This window comes from Mesorhizobium sp. ISC15, assembly GCF_037162615.1.
GTDB classification, from domain to species: domain Bacteria; phylum Pseudomonadota; class Alphaproteobacteria; order Rhizobiales; family Rhizobiaceae; genus Mesorhizobium; species Mesorhizobium mediterraneum.
Genome location: NZ_JAVSPX010000001.1, coordinates 2995309 through 3017255 on the forward strand (window position 1 = coordinate 2995309; position 21947 = coordinate 3017255).

Genomic DNA, 21947 nt, shown 5'->3' on the forward strand with positions numbered 1-21947 from the left:
GCACGGAGCAGGCCCGGCGTTTTGGTCCGCGTGCCGACATCGCCGTTTCCGAGTCGGTGTCGCCGAAGAGGCCGGTCTGGCTGCTTGCCAGCGTCGGCAAGCCGTTTTTCCTGAGCGCCGCGGCTGATGCCCTGGCTTTTCCGTATCGGGACGTAAGCGAAGCGTGGTCCTGAAACGAGTTCTTTCTTCGCGGTTTGAAAAAATGGGAGGACAATATGGATCTTATTACAGGATTGGCCGTCGTCATCGGCATTATGGGCGGCATTGCAACGTGGGCAGCGATCACGATAGGCAACCCCTATCTGCTGATCTGGGCGGTATTTGTGGGCTGGGGAAGTTTCTATCACTGTGGCGGCAAGGAAGCCGGGTTCAAGAATTCGGCGCTTGCAAACCTTTGGGGAGCGATCTGCGCCGCAGGCGCGTTGATAGCACTGACGTCGATAGGTGTTACGGCTCTCACGGCCGGCATTTGCGTCGGCGTCTCAATCGTAATCCTGATTCTCGCTGCCAAGCTGCCATTGCTGAGTGCCATTCCATCAGCGGTCTATGGGCTACGCAACGACCGCGGCACTTTTTCTGCTTGGCGCTGCCGCCTATGGCGAGGGTCCAAGCGGCATCAGCAAGGTCGCGGCGGCTGTGGTGATTTCGCTGATCATTGGCAACAGTCTCGGCTACGTTTCCGAGAAACTGACAGCTGCTGTCGTGAAAAGCTGATCTAACCCCCGCTACCGCTTCAGTGATTAACTTTTCCCAATCCCGTGGCGCGAATGCCGCGGGCTTCTTTCGTGCCGGTGACAGGCTCTGATCCTAGATGAAACCGCGCCGGATGCCGTATTGGTCGAGCTTGCGGTAGAGCGTTGGCCGGGAGATGCCGAGCCGCTTCGCGACCCGGCTGAGGTTGCCGCCTTCCGCCGCCAAGGCGTTCTTCATTGCCTGGCGTTCGGCCTCGACGAGCGTGCCTCCCGATTCATGCGCGGGTACACGGCTGTCCGACCCGGCTTCCGATCCAGAGCCGGACGCGGTGATCTCCTCGGGAAGGTTGTGAAGCCCGACGTCGCGGCCGCGCGTCAAGACATGCAGCCGCCCGACGAGGTTTTTCAGTTCGCGTACATTACCCGGCCAACCATAGGCGAGCAGGGCATCGAGTGCTTCGCGCGAGAATTCCAGCGGGTCTTCACCCGCTGCGGTGGCGATCTGCCGGTTGAAATGTTCGATCAGTAGCAGCACATCTTCGCCGCGCTCGCGCAGCGGTGGAACGATGATCGAGACCGCGCCAATTCGATAGTAGAGATCGCGGCGGAAGCGGCCTGCGGCAATTTCCTGCTTGAGATCGCGATTGGTTGAGGCGACCAGGCGCACATCAACCGGGCGACCCCGGCTGTCGCCAATACGGTGGACCACGCGCTCTTCCAGGACACGCAGCAGAAACGGCTGGATCTCGAGTGGCAATTCGCCGATCTCGTCGAGACTGAGGACGCCGCCATTGGCGAGCTCGAAAACGCCCGGTTTGCCTTCGCGCGAGGCGCCGGTAAAGGCGCCGGCGACATGGCCGAACAATTCGCTGCCGAACAGGTCCCTGGTGATCGCTCCGCAATTCATCGCAATGAACGGATCGTTTGCCGCGCGCCGGCTGCCGGCATGGACAAGTCGCGCAAACAGCTCTTTCCCGACGCCTGTTTCGCCTTCGACCAACAGCGATGTCACGCTGCCCGACCGGGCGACGCGGCAGGCGACGTCGATGGCGGCCTGCAGCGCTTCGCTTTCGCCGACGATCATGGCGACAGCATCCTGAAGATGCTTGTTCACTTCCTGGTGGACCACCGCGGTGCTGGAGACGGACGGCACGGAGGGGAACACAAGCGCCGCGCCGCGGAGGTCGCCATCGAGCTTGAGCGGCGTGATGTGGCAGGATCGCAGGTGGGCCGGCAGCGCCCTGGCAAGGTCGGCCTCGGAGCCGGAGGACGGAAGGTTCATCAGCCAGCGGCCACGACCTGGCTCCATCGGGCCGTCCATCATCTCGGTGGTCTCGCCGTCAGGCACATTGTTGCAGAAGATGGCACGGCCGCGATGATCGACGATTACCAGCCCGTCCTTTCGGCGGTAGCTGGGAGCCGATGAAATGAAAGCTTCGAGCAGGCGCGTGCGCTGTTCCTGCTGCTGTTCGGCCAATGCCTTTTCGATCTGCCGGGCTGTGGCGGCGACGAGCGCGGTGTTGTGTGGCCTGAAGATCGGCGAATAGCCTGACAGGTCGACCACACCGATGATCTTGCCGTCCAGCGGGTCGCGAATCGGCGCGCCGGCGCAGGTCCAGGATTTGATGCCGGCGCAGAAATGCTCGGCCGCATGCACGAAAGTCGGCTCGCCCGTCCACAACGCCGTACCAATGCCGTTCGTCCCGACGGCATCCTCGTTCCATTTGCCGCCGATGGCGAGGTGGATATCCATGCCGTCATGCAGCGTCTTCTTGTCGCCGATAGCGTCGATCAGCACGCCGTCGCTGTCGGCCAGAACCAGCATCGCGCCGGTCCCGTCCAGCAACTGGCCAAGCGAGGCGAACGACCGCCGCGCCGCCGAAAGCAGTTCTGCATTGGCTCGGGTCAGATATTCGATCTCGTCGCGATCACTGCTCAGTGGCGCTTCAATGCCTTGAGCGTTGATGCCGCCGGTGGCGCTGCGATACCAGGAATCGTGAATGAGGGAGCGGACGTGGCTTGGGTGGACCGGATCGCGGGCACATCTGGGTTCGTCAGCCAGAAAACTTTCCCAGGCGCGCATGGTGGCGCGCTCGTCATAGTCGATGTTGCCCAGAACCATTTGCCCAGTGGCCAGCGACGTACGCGCCGGAAGAGCATTGATCTTCATGTGATTGGGGCCTATCTCGCGTTTCATTCCGTCATCACAAGAACCTTTGAGGCATGCCATTGCTGTATGCTGTCATGCATTGGACGTGCACACGTCCAAGCGTCTGCCCGTCAGTTGATGCCGAGTTTCGCGCCGATGTCGAAGGCAAGCTGTTCTTCGGTATAGGCGGCGGCGAGGCGGGAGCCGTCCAGGTCGGCAAGGGCCTCCGCTACGGTTTCGTCGACCGGCGAGAAGAAGCCATTTTGCTTCGTCGCCAGGACGAAGATCTGGTCGTCACCCCGATTGCGGATGTCGCCGATATGGTGAAGCTGGCGGCCTGTGTTCTGGTCCTTTGAGATCACCCGGCCGTTCATGGTAACCTGGATGGATGGCCTGGCTTCGGCCACGGGTGCCGTGCTGCCGCCAACATGGATGATCAGGCCTTTCGTCTTCGGTTGCTGGCGTGGCTTCCTGGAAGCCGAATAGCCGCCGCCGCTGATCTGGTCGGCAAGGCGAACGATAGTCGAACGGTTCTGCTCGATCAGTCTTTTGACTTGTAGGTCCTCGCGCCGCGGGCCATCCCGCTTGGAGATGATTTCGACCATGAATCCTCCCAGATTCGCTCAGCGTTGCCGTTGATACGGCTCATTCTTCTTCTTGTTAGGCCAAGCCTACACCGCCTCAGTCAGATCCGCCATTCATATTAGATAGCGCCAAAGTTCGTGTTGTTGGTAGCAGGTGGCTGCTACAATCGTGCGCAGCAACACCATGAAAAAGCGCTCTAGTTTGCGACAAAGCCGAACGGCCGCGACCAGCGGCGCGGTGTCCTCGCAGGCACCTTTGGATCATGAGATCGCAGTGTCGAAGTACGAACTGCGCTGCTGGAAGCCAGGCAACAAGCGCTTTCGATCAGGGGCGATATGTCGAGACGCTGATGGCATTGGATGAACGGTCGCGCATTGCGCCTGAGCGCACCGGCCTGATGGTGTTGCGCGCCTATGCGTATCTGAAATTGCGGCGTTTCGGCCATGCGGAACAGGTCTTCCGCGCCGCTGCAGGGACAGGAAATCGCAATGCCCTAAAGGGGGTGAACGACGTCAAGGTGACCCGCGACGCGAAAATTCAATAACGACGCATCAGAACGTCGCCATTGGATCGAGCATATTTGATACGAGGCGTCGCCCGCCCTGCTTCGCTGCGTGTTCCTGCTCATGCAGCGGGCGAGGGCGCGTAGCGGCTGCCCAGCGAATAGCGGCTGCCGACATAGGTTAGCTTGTTGACAGTGGCGACCGCCGCGCCTGACCAGGTGCGCCGATGCAGGAGAAGACAGGGGTCGCCGGGCCGGATCATCAAACGATCGGCGGCCACCTCGTCGGCGGCGATCGCCGAGATCACGTGCTCCACCTCCGTCAGCGGCGTCGCCTGCTGCAGATAATCGTAGGTGGTGGTCGCAACGAAATTTTGCCGGTGGTAGTCCGGTGCGAGAGCCGGATTGACGAAGCGCTCCTCGAGCTGGACGGGCACATCGTCCTCGAAATGCACGATGATCGAATGGGCGACCGGCCTGCGGCGCGTGAACTCGAAGGCGACGACGAGATCCAGTGCCGGGTTGCGGATTTTCTCGAGAACGACGACCTCGGCCCTGTGGCGTGCGCCGCGCGCGGCGATCTCGCCGGCGATGTTCCTGATTTCAATGAGCGCGGATTGTGGCTTCGGCGGTGCCACGAAGGTGCCTACGCCCTGGATACGCAGGAGGTGGCCTTCCGAAGTCAGTTCCCTCAGTGCCCGGTGCACGGTCATGCGCGAGACGCCGAGCGTGCTGACCAGCTCGTTTTCGGAAGGCAGTCTCCGGTCCTTCGGCCATTTGCCGCTGCCGATGTTGCCGAGCACGTAGTCCTTGACCTTTTCGTAGAGCGGCCCGGCGGTTTCAGGAAGCTTGATCATCGTCCTCTCTCCATTCGGACGATGGTCTTCAGGCCGCCGCTCGTGCCTGCGATCAGGCGCTGGTAGGCGGCGGGAATCTCGCCGATCGCGATCTCCTCGGCCACGAAACGCGACAGCGCGGGGGCGAGATCGCCAAGCATGGCGACGGCCGGCGCAAGCTCGTCGGCGAAGGCGTGGCAGCCAACCAGCGCGATCTCGCGCTCGACCAGGAGGTTGGGATCGAGGTCGAGGCGGCCATGCGAAATGCCGACCAGCGCCAGCGTGCCGCCGCCCGCCAAAAGATCGAGCAGCCGCGCCATGACCGCCACGCTTCCCGTCGCATCGACGGCATGACGCAGGTTGGGATCGTGGGGTAGGGCGTCCAGGTCGACGACGGTCGCACCGCTCACCTCCGCCACAAGTTCCGCACGCGCCGCATTGCGGTCGGCGACGAGGACCGGTCTCTCGCCGGGCCGCGACAGGAGCAGCGCCGCCAGCCCGCCGATCGGGCCGCAACCGGCGATAAGCACCGGCGCCCCGGCCGGCGCCGACAGACGCCGCACTGCGTGCAGGGCGACCGCCAGCGGCTCCGTCATGGCGGCAATTGCGGGATCGAGCGCGGGGTCATGGCGCAGGAGCAGCCGCGCCGGCAGCTCCGTCTCTTCCGCGAAGCCGCCATCGCAGACCTCGCCTACAAAGCCCAGTATGGCACAGACATTATGCAGGCCGGCCCGACAAGCAGGACACTCGCCGCACCAGAAACGCGAATCGGCGACGACTCGGTCTCCGAGGGCCAACTCGGACACGCCGGCGCCCACGGCGGTCACTTCGCCGGCGAACTCATGCCCGGCGACGCTCGGCGCGCGGCTGATCCACTGACCGGTGCGGAAATTGTGGAGATCGGAGCCGCAAATGCCGGCGGCCGTCACCCTGAGCCGCACCCAGCCAGGCGCTGGTTCGCCGGGAGATGGCACGTCCTCAACCCGCAAATCGCCTGCCGCATGGAGTCTGGCCGCCTTCATCGTCCGTTACCGCACCAGATATCGATCGCGCACGTCGGAGACGGCGTGCTCATGCGAGGAGAAGCCTTCATAGCGAGCAAGTGTGCGGGCATGACGTGCGAATTCGGGATAGGCCGCGGCCGTGACGTAGCCGATGGAAGAGCGCTTGACGAAATCCGTGACCGAGAGCGGTCCGCAGGTACGCGCCCAGCGGCTGGTCGGCAGGACGGCGTTGGGGCCCAGCCCGAAATTGCCGATCGAGACCGGCGTGTGCGGCCCCATAAGGATCTCGGCAGCTTCGGTGATGTGGCCAAGGTGCGCGAAGGGGTCGGTGGAGAGGATCTCCAGATGCTCCGGCGCGTAGTCGTTGATGAAGCGGTAGCTCTCCTCGATCGACCCTGTCAGCACGATGCCGCCACAGGCGCCGGTCAGCACCGCGGTGGAGAACGCTACCCGCTGCTCGGTCATGCGCGCCCAGTGCTCGGGCAGCGCGGCCAATGCCTCCTCCGCCACGCGGCGGCTGTGGGTCACCAGATAGGCCGATGAGTCCGGTCCGTGCTCAGCCTCGATGAGGAGGTCGAGCGCGGCCAGTCCGCCATGCACGCTGTCGTCGGCGAGGATGATCGCTTCCGACGGACCGGCGGGAAGACCTGGATCGATCACTCCGGCAAGCAGCCGCTTGGCCGCAACGACCCAGGGGCTGCCTGGACCGACGATCTTGAGCGCGGGCCTGATCGTCTCAGTGCCATAGGCAACCGCGGCAACCGCCTGCGCGCCACCGCATTTGTAGATCGTTTCGACGCCGGCGAGGCGCGCCGCAACCAGCGTTGCTGCGTCCACCGAACCATCGGGCGCTGGCGGCGTGACGATGGCAAGCTCCGGGACACCCGCCACCACGGCCGGCACTGCGGTCATCATTGTGACCGAGGGGAACGCGCCCTTGCCGCGCGGGACATAGAGCGCCACCGAGCGGATCGGTGTGAAGCGGTCCCCGGCATAGGCGCCGGGCCGCATTTCCTTAAGCCACATCGCTTCCGGCTTCTGCTCTTCGTGAAAATGCCGGATATTGTCGATGCCGAAGCGGATGGCGGCGACCACGTCCTCATCCACCATGCCGAAGGCGGCATCGAGCTCGGCGGGGCTGACCTTGAGCCGCGCGGCATCGAGATCTGCCTTGTCCAAGTCGCGGGCGAAGCGAACGAGCGCTGCGTCGCCTTCTGTTCGCACTGCCTCGATGATCGGTGCGGCCTTCTCCATAAAGCTGGAGAGATCGGTCTCGGAGCGCCGCATTAATGCCGCACGACCAGCGGCGTCGAGCTGGCTCAAGTCATGGAATGATACGTTTGGCATAGGATTTCCTTTGCGGCCCCGGCGGGCCGGCATTCCTCATTTCGATTTCAGGAAGATGTCGAGCCCGACCAGCCTGTCGAGCAGGAAGATGGCGACAGCCGAGCAGGCGATGAAGACCACGGAGATCGCGGCAAGGTCCGGCGTGATGATCGAGCGGATGGAATTGTAGATCAGCACCGGCAGCGTCACGATGCGCGCATCGACGAGCAGCAGGCTGACCAGGAACTCGTTGAGCGCCAGGATGAACATCAGCAGCGAGCCGGTAATCACCCCCGGCGTCACCGCCGGCAGGGTGACGGAGAAGAACACCTGGAGCGGCGGCGCGCCGCAATTGGCGGCGGCCAGTTCCAGGTCCGGGTCAAGCCCGGTGGCACTCGCCGTGACCGCCCAGATCATGAAGGGAAGATTGATGACGCAGCACGCGATGCCGACAGGCCAGAGCTGGCCGAGAAAGCCGGCCTTGCCGAAGATCAGCATGAGGCCGATGCCCGATCCGATCAGCGGGATGGTGAAGGGCAGCAGCAGATAGATCTGGATCGTCTTCTCGAAACGCACCGCATATTTCGCCAGCGCGATGCCGGCCAGCGTGCCCACGGGAATGGCAACGAGCGTGCAGACCGTCGCGACTTGGAGCGTGCGCAGGAAAGCATTGCGCAGGTCGGAGGCCTGCGAGATACGCGCGTACCACCGCAGCGACAGCCCGTCCGGCGGAAACGTGATGATGTTGCCGCCGGTGAAGGAAGCGCCAAGCACCACGACCGTCGGCGCCGAAAGCGTGATCAAGGCGATCGTCACCAGGGTCCACAGGACAACCGATTTGCTGCGCGAGCCGCTCACGCCCGGGACCTCCCCATGGCGAGTGTTCCGGCCCCGAACAGCGCGAACACGAGGCCTACAAGGATTGACCCGAGCGCAACCAGCATAAGCGCCAGCGTCGCGCCGAGGCCCTGGTCGGACGTTCGGAAGAACTGGTCGTAGATGGCGTTGGCGATGAAGTCCTGAGAGCCGCCGCCAAGGATCGCGGGGACTGCAAAATCGGTGAGAGAAAGCGTCAGCACCACCACACCGGCGCCGATGAAGCCCGGACGAGCGAGCGGCAACACGACATGGATGAATGTGCGAACCCAGTTTGCGCCGAGCGACCCGGCGGCCGCCTCCAGCTCTTCGGGAATGGCTGTGAGTGCCGGCGCGAGCATCAGTACGGCAAACGGCAGCATGTACTGGACGAGGCCGAACAGCACGGCGGGATAGTTGTAGATGAGCCGCATCGGCGCGACCCCGACAAGACCGAGCGCCTCGTTGACCATGCCCTGGTTGCCGAGGATGATCAGCCAGCCATAGGCACGAACAACCTGGCCGATGAAGAAGGGCAGGAACAGTGCAATCAGCAGGAACTTGCGCAATCTTGGCGACCGCGTGCGCACCATCAGATAGGCGTAGGGAAAGGCAAAGACGAGCGTCACCGCAGTGACGATCAGGGCGGCGATGAGGCTGCGCTGCGCGACAACCAGGAACAGCGGCTCCGTCAGCGCCCGCCGGAAATTGGCGATGGAATAGTCGTCCGAGAACTGGAAGGTGGTGGTGTCGAGCGTGCGCAGGCTCGCATCTGCGATCTGGATGAGACCGAGCACGAGCAGTCCGACGAGCAACACCGCCGGAAGCAGCATCAGATAGGGCGTCGCGCGCCGGAACCGCGCCGGCCAGATGGCGGCCGCAACGCCTTCCAGCGCATCCATGATGCGCCATTTCAGGGGATAGGCTGTCCTGGCTGCCCGCATGAAAAATCCCTATCCGACGTCGTGAAGGAGCCGGTGCCGCACTTGGGCGGCACCGGCCGATCTGGCGTCAACCCTGCATGATCGCCTTGAACTTGGAAAACCACTCGCTCTCATTCTCGACCTGGATCTTCGACGAGATGCGGATGAGGCGCTGGAAATCTTCTTTGGTGGTCGGGTAGGACGGATCGCCCACCAGATCCTTAGGCGGTGTGAGGCCCGGCACCACGCCCGGCAAGCCGAGGCCATCCAGCCATATCTGCTGCGCTTCCTTGGTCAGCGCATGGTTGATGTACTGCTTGGCCCAGTAGAGTTCGTTTTCCGGCAGGCCCTTGGGAATCCACAGACCATCCGTGTCGAACTTCGCGCCTTCTTCCGGCACGACCCATTCGATTTTCACACCGTTCTTGCGGGCTTCCCGGGCGTTGGTCGAAATGGTGCAGGCGGCGTCGATCTCACCGTTCTGGAACCAGGTGGTGAAGTCGGGATCCTCGCCGAGCAGCGGTTGCTGCGCCTTCATCTTGGTGATGAAATCCCAAGCCGGTTGCATATTGCCGGGGATGTCCTCCAGCTTGCCACCACCGGCGACCTGCGCGGGGAAATGGAAGCCGATGCCGTCATTGTAGAAGGCAAGCCGGCCCTTGAACTTCGGGTCGAGCAGATCCTTCCAGGATTTCGGCGGCCCATCCGGGAATGCCGCAGGCCGATAGGCAAGCACATAGACGTAGCCGTAGGTATTGACGATCGGGAAACCTTCCAGGCCGGCCGGCTTGGCTAGGTCCGTCACATTGGCGAGGTTCGGCAGGTCTGAGAGGTCTTCCGTCACACCGCGCAATGCCGACTTCGTGGCATTGGTGGTGGTATCCCAGTTGATGTGGATCGGCGGGACGCGGTTCTGCGCCACGGCGGCCCAGACCTTGGGCTGAATCTCGTTGTCTTCGGTCAGGTCGTGACGGACGGCAATGCCCGTCATTTTGGTGAAGCTGTCGGACACGCCGGCCTTCAGGCTGTCCACCCAGCTGCCGCCCCAGGCGCGCACGATGATCTCGGCCGGCTTTTCCGGTTCCTGCGCATAGGCACCGCGCAGGCCGAGCGCTGAAGCGCCGCCAAGCGCGGCGGTAGCTTGAAGGAAGGTTCTGCGGGAAAGATGGGATAATGTCGGCTTGAAGCGCTTCATCTGCATTCTCCTCTGGGTTTGACCGGTTTCCGGTTCTATCGAAAAACAAGCATGTCCCTGGCGTTCCACCCCAGGAACACGCTTTCGCCTATGTCGAACTGCGTGTGCGCGGCGGCATCATGGTCGAAAACGCGAATGACTTCTTGGCCAATCGCGGCGCAGGCTACCTCGTAGACCATGCGCTCGCCTTCGAAGATCGTGTCGGTCACAGTCCCGGCCAGCACGCAATCGAGCTTCGACAGCTGGGCAGCATCGCTGGCGAGACGTATCTGTTCGGCGCGGATTGCTCCCGACGCGTTGCCACCCTCCGCAGGTGGATTGGCCGGATCGCCGATCTTTCCGGCAAGCATCAGATCACCCCGAAGGATGGAGACGTCGCCGGCTTCAGAGACGACCCGTACCGTACCGGCAATGAAGTTGGTGACGCCGATGAAGTTAGCGACGAAGGCGTTGCGGGGTTGGCGGTAGGTCTGGATCGGCTGCGCTTTCTGCTGGATCTCGCCCTGATCCATGACGACAATGTCGTCGGAAACCACCAACGCCTCGCGCTGGTCGTGGGTGACGTTGATCGTGGTGACGCCGAGCTCGCGCTGGATGCGGCGGAATTCGAGCTGCATTTCCTCACGCAGTTTTCGGTCGAGCGCAGCCAGCGGCTCGTCGAGAAGCAGCAGGTCGGGCTCGAACACCAGCGCACGCGCGATCGCGACGCGCTGCTGCTGCCCGCCGGAAAGTTCGTGAATGCGCCTGCCGCCATAGCCCCCGAGCCGGACCAGCGCGAGATATCGCTCGACGCGTTCGGGAATGGTGCGTGCGTCGCGCCGACGCATCTTCAGCGGGAAGGCGACATTCTCGGCCGCCGTCATATGTGGAAACAACGCAAGCCTCTGAAAGACCATGCCGATCGACCGCTTGTGCGGTGGCACTGCGCTTACCGCTTCGCCATTGATGAAGATCTCGCCGCTGCTCGGGGTCTGGAACCCGGCGATCATTCGCAGGAGGGTTGTCTTGCCGGACCCCGAAGGTCCCAGAATGGTGAGGAACCGGCCCTTCGGCAGATCGAAGGACGCATTCTTGACGGCATGAACTCCATCGAAGTCCATCCCGACGTTGCGGACCGCAACTGCGATTTCCCTGCCGCCTTCTGCTTCGCGTGAAGCTACGGCCCGGAAAGCCTCCTCCTGCATTGTGGTTTCCCCTTTTTGTCGCCGGTCGCATGCAAGAACGATCAGCGTATCAGGTGGTATATACAACCATATACAAGTCGGGTCTACACGGTCCTTGTTGCACCGCACTTATATCGTTCAGATGGATGCGAGATAGCCTCCGTCGACGGGAATGCAATGCCCGGTGACATAGGCGGATGCCCCGCTCGCCAGGAACACAACGGCTCCGGCCAGATCCTGCATCGTGCCGAAGCGCCGCTGCGGGATCTTGGCCAGCATTGCCGTCTGCCAATCGGGATCCTCATAGAAGACATCAGTCATCGCCGTATGGAAATAACCCGGAGCGATGGCATTGACGCGAATACCGAGCGATGCCCATTCCGTGGCAAGCGCGCGCGTCATGCCTAGAAGGCCAGATTTGGATGAGCCGTAAGGCACCGCGGTCGGAATACCGACATAGGAGGTCAGCGAGCAAAGATTGATGATCGCGCCGCCGCTCTTGCCGGCAGCCATCCGTCGCGCCGCAGCCTGCGCGCAGAAGAAGGCGCCCTTCAGGTTGGTCGATACGATGCGATCCCACACCGCCTCGTCTACGTCGAGCGAGGGCTGGACTTGCTCATAGCCGGCGTTGTTGACCAGAATGTCGAGCCCGCCAAAGACTTCCGCGACCTCGTCGACCGCCACGCGGATGCGATCTGTGTCGAGCACGTCGAGAGACCGGCAAAGCGACCTACGCCCGAGTGCGCCAATTCGGTCCGCCGTCTCACGAAGGGATGTTTCGTCGCGGGCGGTCACCGCGACGTCGGCACCAGCCGCACAGAGCGCCTCCGCAATAGCCTGGCCGATGCCGCGGCTGGCGCCCGTCACCAGTGCCTTTTTTCCCGTCAGGTCGAATAAGCGAGCGGCGTCCATGGCGTCACGGTTCCTGCATTCTCGAAAATTGCATGCGGGAAACGAACACCAGTTGCGGCCGGTTGTCTATACATCTTGCGCTATTGCCCGGGGGCGGTCGCCACCAAAATGGCGCGGCGCTGGATCTTCCCTTGCCAGGACCTACGGAGCGTGGAGGGAATCTACGGGTCGGCAGCAATCAACCGACCGTCCTGCAGGGGAGAAGCCAGTCTTCCTTGGCGGTACGATTTTCTAGCGCCGCCTGTCCAACCACCCTCGTTGCATGGAGGGTGATTGGACAATTTTGCATCGGGCAAGTTCAGTATGTTAGCGGCCCGCCCATGGTGCACGCTTCCCATGGACCTTGCCGAGTTGCGTTTGTCCTTCTTTCGGGGGTGCTTCGGATACGGGCAAGGAAGCGGCATGATTGGTATCCAAGGTCATTTCGCTTTTGTCGGCATCAGTGGCGAACCCGCGGGTCGGGTCGCGGTCTGGGTTTTGATTGGCAGCGAGAGAGACCCCTGTCGACAAGGCGAGGAGGGCCAAGACTGTTACAAGCTTGTTCATCGTATTTTTCCTTTCTTAGAATGAGCAGACTTGCCAATCGGCGCCTCGCGCGCGGTGCCGTATTGACTCCTGCTTGCGAAACCGCGGTCGGCTTTCTGTCTCGTCACCATGACGAGACTTCCTGCTCACGATTGAATTTACGCTACGCCTGTCGCAGAGGTTTGCCCGAGCTCCATCGAAATGTAACCGAATGTATGCGAGAGCCTCGTGGCTCCCCGGATTTCCGTCGCTTCGACAAATTTGGCTACAATTTTTATTCGGTCGCTTGTCCGCGTTTGGGCCGCCTATGACCGAACTTCGCCGATGCGGCCATGCGACAACAGGCGAAGGTCATGACCTTCCAGTGGCTGTGGAAGTTCTCCAGCGACGGCCGCGCGGTGCCCAGCGTCAGGCCGCTGGTGGCTCGCGATCGCGGCTTTAAGCCGCGCGTCGGCTGCGTTGATGTGCTCATGAAAAGATGGTAACGCAATATTAAATAGTGTTTCGGGTCGTTACTTTGGGCGGGGCGAATGGGATTAGTGTTACCGCGGGCATGGCTGTGTGCCGGCCTACTGATAGGCTTGATGATGTCCGCGACGCCGATCGAGCAAGCTTCGGCCGATGCGGTGCATGGTGCCATGGCCATCGGGCAACGGACTTCCGTCCCGGTCGGCTATATCGAATTCTGCCGAAGGCAGGCCGCAGAATGCAGAATACGATCAGGCAAGGCTCCGCCAATCCTTATGAGCAGAGGAATGGAAGACAAGCTCGCGTCCGTCACCAAGCTTGTGAACAGATCGATCAGGCCCGTGAGTGATCTTGCCGTTCACGGAACGATGGAATTCTGGTCCTATCCTGACAGCGCGGTCGGCGACTGCGAGGACTACGTCCTGCTTAAGCGCCAGATGCTCAATTTGGCGGGCGTATCGCTCTCGAACCTTCTGATCACTGTCGTCAAAAAGAAGGACGGCGAGGGGCACGCAGTGCTGACGGTCAAGACCGACAAAGGCGACTATGTGCTCGACAACCTCAACGACGAGGTGAAGCTTTGGTCGGAAACTGGATATAGATTTCTAAAAAGGCAATCGTCCACAGACACAGGGCGCTGGGTTGCGATACTTGAACACCCCGATGTCCTGGTCGGGGCAGTCGACTAAGCCTTGAGAATCGCGCCTGGACTACACTTGGCACCTCCCATGCCATGTCCGAGAATAGCAGAGTTGGACAGAGGTCGTGTGAAACGCGATTTGCGTGACAGGCCTAGACGGCCTCCGCTCGCTAGCATGGCTCGGGTTCAGGCGATGGGCGCTGCAGTCGACCGGCGCAGACCTCATGCCACAACTCGTACAAGCGGAGATGGGAATTCAATCTAAACTTGCACTATGTGGCGCACGAAGCGCGATTTGTTTGCGTCCCGCTACATTGATGCCAACCGCAATTTCGCCGGCCTTGCCAAGATCGGCTGCATAGCGGAGGAGAATCCTTTGTGCCTCCACGGTATCTTCTTCCGTGAGTACGCTTTGTACCCCCGGCAGATGGCGCGCGCGTCGAAACTCTGCGGGGCTGCACCCGAAACGGCCCCTGAACTTATTGTAGAACACAGCAGGATTGCCGAAACCGTTTCGCTCCATGATCACACCAACAGTATGATCTGTCCGGTGGAGTTCGTCCGCTGCGGTGTCCAAGCGCAGGCTTTGGCAATAGTCGCGGTAACCAATGCCCAAATGGCGCTTGAACAGGCGGGAAAGGTGGCTCAGCGTCAGTCCCTCAGCCGCGGCAATCGCACTCAGTCGCTGATTGTCTAATTGCCCTTCGACTGCACCCATAATCCTCAGGATTCGGTCTCGACTGTCGGACCGCAGGGGCGCTGCATCGCTATCTGCTTTCAGATGCGGGATCTGCCGATAGATGAAACAGGCAAGAAGATTGGCAACAGTCTGCCGAACTATGACCTCCTCGGGGCGACTCGTCTGATCAAGGATCAGCCGGGCCATGAAAGCCTTTATCGGCGCGATCCGATTCATGAACGGACGGCTATGGAGGAAGGAGCGGCAAAGGTAATGCCGGGATGCAAAACCGGGCAGGCCCATGCGCTCGAAATATCCAACATCGAGATGCGCGCCGCAGATCAGAGCATCGCGCGAAATCGAAGTCGAATTGTGCGGGACGTCGCTATTTATGATGATCACATCATCCTGCTTCATCTCGCAAGCCTGCTCGTCAACGACTAGGCGGAAGCTGCCTCGCAGCACGAAAAGTATCTCCATTTCACGATGCCAATGATAGGGCACATTGGCACGGCCATGCATGAAGGCACGGCAGTGAAAATCCTCCGCAGGCGCATGATCCTCGAAGCTACTGTCGCGGATTTGCAGTTCGCCGTCGGTTTTGAGATAAGCGATATTCATCATGGTTCCCAGGCCAACCTGCTTACTAGACATCAAAAACTGTCGTAGTTCCAGCGCAAGTTTCGCGGCTAGAAGAGAGCCGTGGCCTCGTGTCATCAATAGATCATCTCTTGGCGCAGCGGCGATGCCGCAATGGTGAGGCGAACCACCAGAGATGACCGGCGCGCGTCCGCAACAGCATATGGAATGACGATGACCTGGAATATTTCCGACAAGGAGCTGACTGGTCTGCTGGCGCAGATGAGCATCGAGGAAAAGGTCGCGATGGTCAGCGGCCACGGCCTCTGGCGGACGGTCGCCAACTACCGTCTTAACATTCCCGAACTGCTGATGACGGATGGCACATACGGTGTTCGCTATTCGATAGAACAGATCGACGGAGCGCATGACGCAGACAACCAGCTCGCCTCATTCCTGAGTGTCGTCAACACCGATCTCTCGACAGGGGTCGACAGTGCATTCGGCTCCACCCGTCCAGCAACATGCTTTCCGAATGGTTCGTCGTTGGCCTGTTCGTGGGATCTCAATCTCGCATATGAACTTGGCGAAGCGCTCGCTGCCGAATGCCAAGCGTTCGGCGTCAACATATTGCTCGGCCCAGGTGTCAATATCCGGCGTACGCCGCTGGCAGGGCGAAGCTATGAATATTACGCGGAGGATCCTCTGCTGACGGGTGATATTGCCGCCGCGGTCATCAACGGCCTTCAGCACAACGGGGTAGGGGCTTCGCTCAAGCATTTCGCGTGCAACAATTCCGAGGTCCAGCGCACGACGATGAGCTCGGTCGTCGAGGAACGTGCCCTGCGCGAGATCTATCTCGCCGGCTTCGAACGGGCGATCCGCAAGAGCGATCCCTGGACCGTCATGAGCTCCTATAACCGGCTCAACGATGTTCAAACCGCCGAAGATCACTGGCTGCTGACCGAAGTGCTGCGCGACGAGTGGGGATATGATGGCGTCGTGGTGTCCGACTGGCACGGCATCAAGGACCGGCCTGCTTCGATGAATGCGGGCAACGACCTCGACATGCCCGAAAGCGGCTCCCGCAAGCAGGAACTTCTGACAGCGGTCGAAGACGGCCAGGTGTCAATGGAGACGCTTGATCGCTCGTGCCTGCTCATCTTGAAGCTTGTGCGTCTGGCACGAAACGGTGTGAAGCCGAATGCCGAGGCCGACTTCCAAAAGCATCATGCCTTGTCCCGGCGCATGGCGGCCGAGTCGATCGTGCTCCTGAAAAACGAGAACGCCAGCCTTCCCTTGCTCCCCGAGAAGCTCAAAAGGATCACGGTCCTTGGAGCCGCCGCCGTGGAACCGGTCATCCAGGGTTCTGGTTGCGCCACGACGAGGCCGACCGAGGTCGACATCCCGCTGGAGGAAATCCGCAAACGCGCACCCGGCGTGGACATCGACTATCACACGGTCGCGGATTTCGAGGCCGGTGGCAGCTCCGAGGCGGTGGCGCTTGCGGCGGTCGACGCCGCCGACGCTGTCCTGTTTTTCGCCAACACCGAGGTCGGTTATGACGGCGAGGGCTCTGACCGCAAGCATCTCAATCTGCATGACGGCCAGGACGCCCTGATCGAGCGACTATCCGCACGTAAAAGTAAAGTCGTGGTCATTCTCGCGACGCCGGACGCCGTGGTCATGCCCTGGGCCGATCATGTTGCAGCCGTGCTTGCGGCTTTCTTCGGCGGGCAAGGTGCTGGCAGCGCGATCGCCGATGTTCTGTTCGGCAGCCGCAATCCGTGCGGCAAGCTGACCGTGACATTCCCCGTCCAGGTCGAGGACATACCGGGCTACCTCACCTATCCCGGCGAGGGCAATCGCCACATTTATTCGGAGGGCATCCACGTTGGCTATCGCTTCTACGACAAGCGCAAGCTCACGCCGCTGTTTCCTTTCGGTTTCGGGCTGAGCTACACCAGCTTCGAATATTCCAACCTGTCGGTCGATGCCGATCGGATTGATGCGTCGAGCTCGATCACGCTCGCGTTCGATATCACCAACACCGGCAGTGTGGCCGGCAACGAGATCGCGCAGGTTTATGCGCGCCCGCACCAACCGCGGCTGATCCGCCCGATCCGCGAACTCAAGGGCTTCGCGAAAGTCTCTCTCGAGCCGGGCGAAACCAAGCGCGTCGAGATCAAGATCGAGAGCCGCGATTTGCGGTATTATGACCCGCAGTATCGCCGGTGGCTGCTCGATGCCGGCAGCCTGACCTTCGAGGTCGGCGCGTCCTCTCGCGACATCCGTCTGGAGCGGACGGTCGAGGTCGAAGCCGCGGCACTCGCCTCCACCGTCCTCAATGTCGAAAGCCAGCCCTTCCTGGTCTTCGAGCACGAATTCGCCCGCCAGCGCTTCCGTGCCTTCCTCAAGCAGCGGCTCGATCTCAGCGATCAGGAGGCCGACAAGATGCTCGAATACTGCGCCGGCTCCTTCCTCGGAATCCACAAGACCGTCACCTGGGTCGCGGGCGAGACAATCTCCAAGGCCGAAATGGCCGCATTCCTCGACAGCCTCAACAAGGAGATGGGAATGACGCTCACCAAGGCTGCATAGACACCTGGGCGCCGCCTTGCGCGGTGCCGGACCGAGCGTCTCGGGAACAGAGACCGTGCAATCAATGCCAACCAAGGGGAACTGCCATGAAATTTCGCCACCTATTGTCCACGATGAGCATCCTGGGCGCGTTCGCTGCCTCTAGTCCCGTGCTCGCCCAGACCGTCGACGTGCAGCACTACTGGACGAGTTCGAGTGAATCCAAGGCGATGAACACGATCGCCGACAGCTTCAAGCAGCGCGGCGGAAAATGGATCGACAGCCCGTCGGCCGATTTCGACGCGGCGCTTGCGGCGGCAACCAGCCGGATTGCCGGCGGCCAGCCGCCATCGGCGATCCTGATGACGCCAAGCTCGGCGCTGCGCGACCTTGCCAGCTCCGGTCAGCTTCGAGATTTCGACGATCTCGCCGCCAAGGGCGGTTGGCAAAAGGTGATGGCGCCGATTGTATGGGACAAGCTCAATGTCGACGGCCACCTTGTTGCCTTACCCGTCGGGGTGCATGCGCAGAACTGGGTCTGGTATTCCAAGCCCGTTCTGGAGAAACTCAAAATCAGCGAACCGAAGACCTTCGACGAGCTTTTCGCGGCCGCCGATAAGATCAAGGCGTCGGGCGGCATTGGCATCGCTACCGGCGGCGAACCCTGGCAGCAAGTCGGCATCCTCTACAGCGTGTTTCTCGCTCTCGGCGGTCCCGAGTACTGGAATGAATTGATCGTCAAGCGATCCCCCGAGGCGCTCAAATCGCCTGTCCTGACCCAGGCTTTCGATATCTTTCGCAAGGTATCGACCTATGCGGATCCGGCGAGCCCCGGCCGCTCCTGGAACGACACGACGAACCTCGTCGTGACGGACAAGGCCGGTTTCCAGTTCATGGGCGACTGGGCACGGGGCGAGTTCCTCGCTGCCGGCAAGGTCGCGGGTAAGGACTTCGGGTGCTTCCTGACGCCGGCTGAAAAGCCAGGATACGCGATCCTGATCGATGTCTTTGCATTCCCGGTGAACACCGACGACGACCGAATCAAGGGCCAGACGCTGCTCGCGGACTCGATCATGGAGCCCGCTGTCCAGGAAACGATCGCCGAGGTCAAAGGCTCTGTCCCGTCGCGGACGGATGTGGATACGTCCAAGCTCGACACCTGCGCGCAAATCGGATCCAAGGCGCTTGCCACGCCGGGCGCCGCGGTCCAGGCAGCCTATGATGCGCTCGCAGGCGACCTTAACGGCCAGGTGACGGATCTGGCCGGGCAGTTTTGGACCGACAAGTCCATGACCACGCAAGCGGCCGTCGAGAGCTTTAGCAACATTCTGCAGAGCGAGTAAGAATCACGCAACCGGCTGGCGGCATCGCTGGCTGGTTGCCAACCCTTGCACTCGCGGGTCGCTCGGCATGACGCACCTATGATCCTGAAAGCGGTTTCATGAGAACCTGGTTGCATCGGCAGACGTTCAGGCCGGACATGACGGTCGTCTTCTTCTTCGGCATCGTGGCGGTGTTTTTCTACGGATCGATCTTCTGGACCGGCTACATGTCCCTGACGCGGTCGACGCTGATGCCCAATTACAATTTCGTGGGCTTCGACCAATATATCAAGCTCTTCACGAACCACCGCTGGCTGGTGTCTTGCCTGAACATGGTGATTTTCGGCGTGCTCTACATCGTTGGCACGCTCGCCTTCGGCACGTTGCTTGCCGTTTTCGCCGACCGCCGCATCAGGGCCGAGTCGCTGTTTCGAACCATATTCCTCTATCCGCTCGCCGTATCGCTGATCGTCACCGGTCTTTCCTGGCGTTGGGTGCTCGACCCTGTGAACGGCTTGCAGGGGCTTGTGCGCGGCATGGGTTGGGAGAATTTCAGCTTCGACTGGCTCACCGATCCCGACCGGGCGATCTACACGCTGGTGATTGCCGGCATCTGGCATTCGGCCGGGTTGATCATGGTCATCATTCTCGCCGGCTTGCGCGGCGTGGACGAAGACCTCTGGAAGGCGATCCGCATGGAGGGCATTCCCCTCTGGCGTGCCTATCTGCAAGTCATTTTTCCCGGTATGCGGCCGGTCGTGGCTTCCTGCGTCGTGCTTTTGATGTCGGACGTTATTCGAGGCTACGACCTTGTCATCGCCATGACCAAGGGAGGGCCCGGCATTGCCACGGAAATGCCGGCGAAGTTCGCTGTCGACTATTATTTCGCACGGGTCAATCTCGGCCTGGCTTCCGCCGCCTCGATCGCGATGCTGGTCCTCTCGCTCTTGCTGTTGGCACCTTATTTCTACAGTGAGTTCAGGAGGCGCACGTGACGCGAAGCCTTCCTGGCGAACGCTCCGTGTTCGGCCCACGCGCGGCGCGTCTCGGTCTCTATGCGTTTCTCTTCGCTTCGGCCGCCTTCTTTCTCCTGCCGCTGCTGCTGGTGATCAGCAACTCGCTGAAGCCGATGGAGGAAATCCGCCAGGGCAATCTTCTCGCTCTCCCCGTCAAGCCGACTTTCGATGCGTGGCTGACGGCATGGAAAAGTGCTTGCACCGGGCTCGAATGCGGCGGGGTGCGCCCAGGCCTGTGGAACTCGATCAAGATCACCGTTCCAGCCGTCGTGATCTCGACGCTGGCAGGCGCGCTCAACGGCTATGCGCTGGCGCAGTGGAAGTCACGCCACGCCAACCTGATCATGCTTCTCGTCATGGTCGGCCTATTCATCCCCTATCAGGCGATGCTCTATCCGACGGTGAAGATCCTGAGCAGCCTCAGTCTGTTCCGCACCTATAGCGGTATCATTCTTGTCCATGTCGTCTACGGCTTGCCTTATACGACGCTGCTGTTCCGAAACTTCTACGTTGGCGTGCCGGAGGAGATCAGCCGGGCCGCGCGCATGGAAGGCGCCAGTTTTCTCAGGACGTTCCGGTCCGTCATTCTCCCGCTGTCGACCAACATCCTGGTCGTCGTGGCGATCCTGCAATTCACCGGCATATGGAACGATTATCTGCTCGGGCTGATCTTCGCCGGCAACGACAATTTGCCGATGACGGTTCAGCTCACCAACATCGTCAACAATGCTCGGGGTTCGGCCTCGCCCAATGTCAACATGGCCGCCGCGGTCATCACCGCCATTCCGACGCTCATCGTCTATTTCCTCTCCGGCCGCTATTTCGTGCGCGGCATCGCCGCCGGTGCTGTGAAGGGTTAGCCATGTCCAGTGTATCCATCCGGAAAATCAGGAAATCCTTCGCCGGTCTGACCGTCCTGGATTCGGTCGACATGGAGATCGCTCCCGGCGAATTCATCGTCATTTTAGGTCCGTCGGGGTGCGGAAAGTCGACCCTGCTCAACGTGATCGCCGGACTTGACGATTGCGACTCCGGCCAGATCGTGATCGACGCAGTCGATGTCAGCGGCCTGGAGCCAAGCCAGCGGGGACTGGCGATGGTGTTTCAATCCTATGCGCTTTTCCCTGCCATGACCGTGCGGCGCAATCTCTCCTTCGGCATGAAAGTCGCTGGCACGCCCAAGCCGACGATCGTGCAAAAGGTAGACTGGGTGGCGAAGCTCCTGCAAATCGAGGCGCTGCTCGACCGCAAGCCGGGCCAGTTGTCAGGCGGTCAGCGCCAGCGGGTCGCGATCGGCCGAGCGCTCGTGCGCTCATCCAGCATCTGCCTTTTCGATGAGCCGCTGTCGAACCTCGATGCCAAGCTGCGCGCCGAGACGCGCGTCGAGCTCAAGCAACTGCACGAGACGCTGAAGTCCACCATGATCTATGTGACGCATGACCAGATCGAAGCCATGACAATGGCCGATCGCGTGGCCGTGATGCACAAGGGCAGGGTCGAGCAGTTCGCTCCTCCGCAGTCGATCTACGAGAAGCCGGCAAGCCTCTTCGTCGCCGGCTTCGTGGGATCGCCTGCCATGAATCTTCTTGAGGGCAGCCTGGACGGCGCGGGGCGCTTTCTGGTCGGCCAGCGCAGCATCGGCTCTTCCGCCTATCCTTTCGAAGATCCGTCAACCGCGGGCGAGGCGGTGCTCGGCATTCGGTGCGAGGACATCGACGTCGTCGAGCCGGGTTCGCCTGACAGCATTCCCGCCAAGCTCGCCTTCACCGAACTTCTGGGCGCCGATGCCCTCGGCTGGTTCGACTGCCTGGGCAAACGCATGAGCGTCAGGCTCGGCGTCGATGCCGCCCGCTCGATGCGCAAGGAGGTCGGCCTTCGGTTCGACATGGCGAAGGCTTCCTTCTTTTCAGCGTCGACCGAACGGCGGCTGTGAGGAACACGAGAACTCAATCAACCGGCGGCACAAACGCCGCCGAGGCATCCATGGAGACTTCGG

At 61.5% G+C, this 21947-nt stretch carries 21 protein-coding genes; 9 read left to right on the forward strand and 12 right to left on the reverse strand.

What is annotated here, in order from left to right:
• The first annotated feature begins 215 nt into the window (after positions 1–215).
• Positions 216–719 (forward strand): DUF1097 domain-containing protein, encoded by a 504-nt coding sequence (locus RPG13_RS14320; protein WP_126103113.1) that lies wholly within the window; start codon positions 216–218, stop codon positions 717–719.
• A gap of 88 nt (positions 720–807) precedes the next feature.
• Here RPG13_RS14320 and RPG13_RS14325 read toward each other — a convergent pair whose 3' ends face one another.
• Together RPG13_RS14325 and RPG13_RS14330 are read right to left on the reverse strand one after the other, a co-directional pair.
• Positions 808–2889: a sigma-54-dependent Fis family transcriptional regulator gene (locus RPG13_RS14325; RefSeq protein WP_126103112.1), complete on the reverse strand. Its 2082-nt coding sequence runs from the start codon at positions 2887–2889 to the stop codon at positions 808–810.
• Positions 2890–2972: 83 nt separating this feature from the next.
• Positions 2973–3446: a hypothetical protein gene (locus RPG13_RS14330; protein WP_095486300.1), complete on the reverse strand. Its 474-nt coding sequence runs from the start codon at positions 3444–3446 to the stop codon at positions 2973–2975.
• A 329-nt stretch (positions 3447–3775) separates the two neighbouring features.
• On the opposite strand from RPG13_RS14330, the gene RPG13_RS14335 reads away from it, so the two are divergent.
• Positions 3776–3970, forward strand: a complete 195-nt coding sequence (locus tag RPG13_RS14335; protein ID WP_095486301.1) for a hypothetical protein — start codon at positions 3776–3778, stop codon at positions 3968–3970.
• Positions 3971–4050: 80 nt separating this feature from the next.
• On the opposite strand, the gene hutC is transcribed toward RPG13_RS14335, so the two are convergent.
• The 9 genes from hutC to RPG13_RS14380 all read right to left on the reverse strand — a co-directional run bounded on the left by hutC (position 4051) and on the right by RPG13_RS14380 (position 12688).
• On the reverse strand, positions 4051–4785 hold the full coding sequence (gene hutC, locus RPG13_RS14340) for a histidine utilization repressor (protein ID WP_337125353.1): 735 nt from the start codon (positions 4783–4785) through the stop codon (positions 4051–4053).
• Positions 4782–5786: a zinc-dependent alcohol dehydrogenase gene (locus RPG13_RS14345; RefSeq protein ID WP_337125354.1), complete on the reverse strand. Its 1005-nt coding sequence runs from the start codon at positions 5784–5786 to the stop codon at positions 4782–4784. The genes hutC and RPG13_RS14345 overlap by 4 nt, the downstream gene beginning before the upstream one ends.
• 6 nt (positions 5787–5792) lie before the next feature.
• Positions 5793–7115 (reverse strand): histidinol dehydrogenase, encoded by a 1323-nt coding sequence (gene hisD / locus RPG13_RS14350; RefSeq protein ID WP_128284786.1) that lies wholly within the window; start codon positions 7113–7115, stop codon positions 5793–5795.
• A gap of 36 nt (positions 7116–7151) precedes the next feature.
• Complete coding sequence (locus tag RPG13_RS14355) at positions 7152–7952, reverse strand: ABC transporter permease (RefSeq protein WP_337125355.1); 801 nt, start codon at positions 7950–7952, stop codon at positions 7152–7154.
• Positions 7949–8893 carry an ABC transporter permease gene (locus tag RPG13_RS14360; RefSeq protein WP_337125356.1) on the reverse strand — a complete coding sequence of 315 codons (945 nt, stop codon included), beginning with the start codon at positions 8891–8893 and terminating at the stop codon, positions 7949–7951. The genes RPG13_RS14355 and RPG13_RS14360 overlap by 4 nt, the downstream gene beginning before the upstream one ends.
• Before the next feature lie 67 nt (positions 8894–8960).
• Positions 8961–10067 (reverse strand): ABC transporter substrate-binding protein, encoded by a 1107-nt coding sequence (locus RPG13_RS14365; RefSeq protein WP_292217589.1) that lies wholly within the window; start codon positions 10065–10067, stop codon positions 8961–8963.
• A gap of 35 nt (positions 10068–10102) precedes the next feature.
• Positions 10103–11251 carry an ABC transporter ATP-binding protein gene (locus tag RPG13_RS14370; protein ID WP_337125357.1) on the reverse strand — a complete coding sequence of 383 codons (1149 nt, stop codon included), beginning with the start codon at positions 11249–11251 and terminating at the stop codon, positions 10103–10105.
• A gap of 117 nt (positions 11252–11368) precedes the next feature.
• On the reverse strand, positions 11369–12142 hold the full coding sequence (locus tag RPG13_RS14375) for an SDR family NAD(P)-dependent oxidoreductase (RefSeq protein ID WP_095486308.1): 774 nt from the start codon (positions 12140–12142) through the stop codon (positions 11369–11371).
• A gap of 306 nt (positions 12143–12448) precedes the next feature.
• Positions 12449–12688, reverse strand: a complete 240-nt coding sequence (locus RPG13_RS14380) for a hypothetical protein (protein WP_126103104.1) — start codon at positions 12686–12688, stop codon at positions 12449–12451.
• 332 nt (positions 12689–13020) lie between these two features.
• On the opposite strand from RPG13_RS14380, the gene RPG13_RS14385 reads away from it, so the two are divergent.
• On the forward strand, positions 13021–13152 hold the full coding sequence (locus RPG13_RS14385; RefSeq protein WP_280953378.1) for a hypothetical protein: 132 nt from the start codon (positions 13021–13023) through the stop codon (positions 13150–13152).
• A 153-nt stretch (positions 13153–13305) separates the two neighbouring features.
• Positions 13306–13824, forward strand: coding sequence for a transglutaminase-like cysteine peptidase (locus RPG13_RS14390; protein WP_245329938.1), 519 nt, complete (start codon positions 13306–13308; stop codon positions 13822–13824).
• 207 nt (positions 13825–14031) lie between these two features.
• On the opposite strand, the gene RPG13_RS14395 is transcribed toward RPG13_RS14390, so the two are convergent.
• Positions 14032–15075, reverse strand: a complete 1044-nt coding sequence (locus RPG13_RS14395; protein ID WP_337125358.1) for an AraC family transcriptional regulator — start codon at positions 15073–15075, stop codon at positions 14032–14034.
• Positions 15076–15267: 192 nt separating this feature from the next.
• On the opposite strand from RPG13_RS14395, the gene RPG13_RS14400 reads away from it, so the two are divergent.
• The 5 genes from RPG13_RS14400 (at position 15268) to RPG13_RS14420 (ending at position 21884) form a co-directional block, all read left to right on the forward strand.
• A complete protein-coding gene (locus tag RPG13_RS14400; protein WP_337125359.1) occupies positions 15268–17634 on the forward strand; it encodes a beta-glucosidase family protein in 2367 nt (788 codons plus the stop codon).
• A gap of 86 nt (positions 17635–17720) precedes the next feature.
• Complete coding sequence (locus tag RPG13_RS14405) at positions 17721–18956, forward strand: ABC transporter substrate-binding protein (RefSeq protein WP_126103100.1); 1236 nt, start codon at positions 17721–17723, stop codon at positions 18954–18956.
• A 98-nt stretch (positions 18957–19054) separates the two neighbouring features.
• Positions 19055–19930, forward strand: coding sequence for a carbohydrate ABC transporter permease (locus tag RPG13_RS14410; protein ID WP_245465492.1), 876 nt, complete (start codon positions 19055–19057; stop codon positions 19928–19930).
• Complete coding sequence (locus RPG13_RS14415) at positions 19927–20811, forward strand: carbohydrate ABC transporter permease (RefSeq protein ID WP_095486314.1); 885 nt, start codon at positions 19927–19929, stop codon at positions 20809–20811. Before RPG13_RS14410 ends, RPG13_RS14415 begins: the two co-directional genes overlap by 4 nt.
• Before the next feature lie 2 nt (positions 20812–20813).
• Entirely contained in the window at positions 20814–21884 is a 1071-nt protein-coding gene (locus RPG13_RS14420; RefSeq protein WP_337125360.1) for an ABC transporter ATP-binding protein, read from the forward strand.
• The last annotated feature ends 63 nt before the right edge of the window (positions 21885–21947 follow it).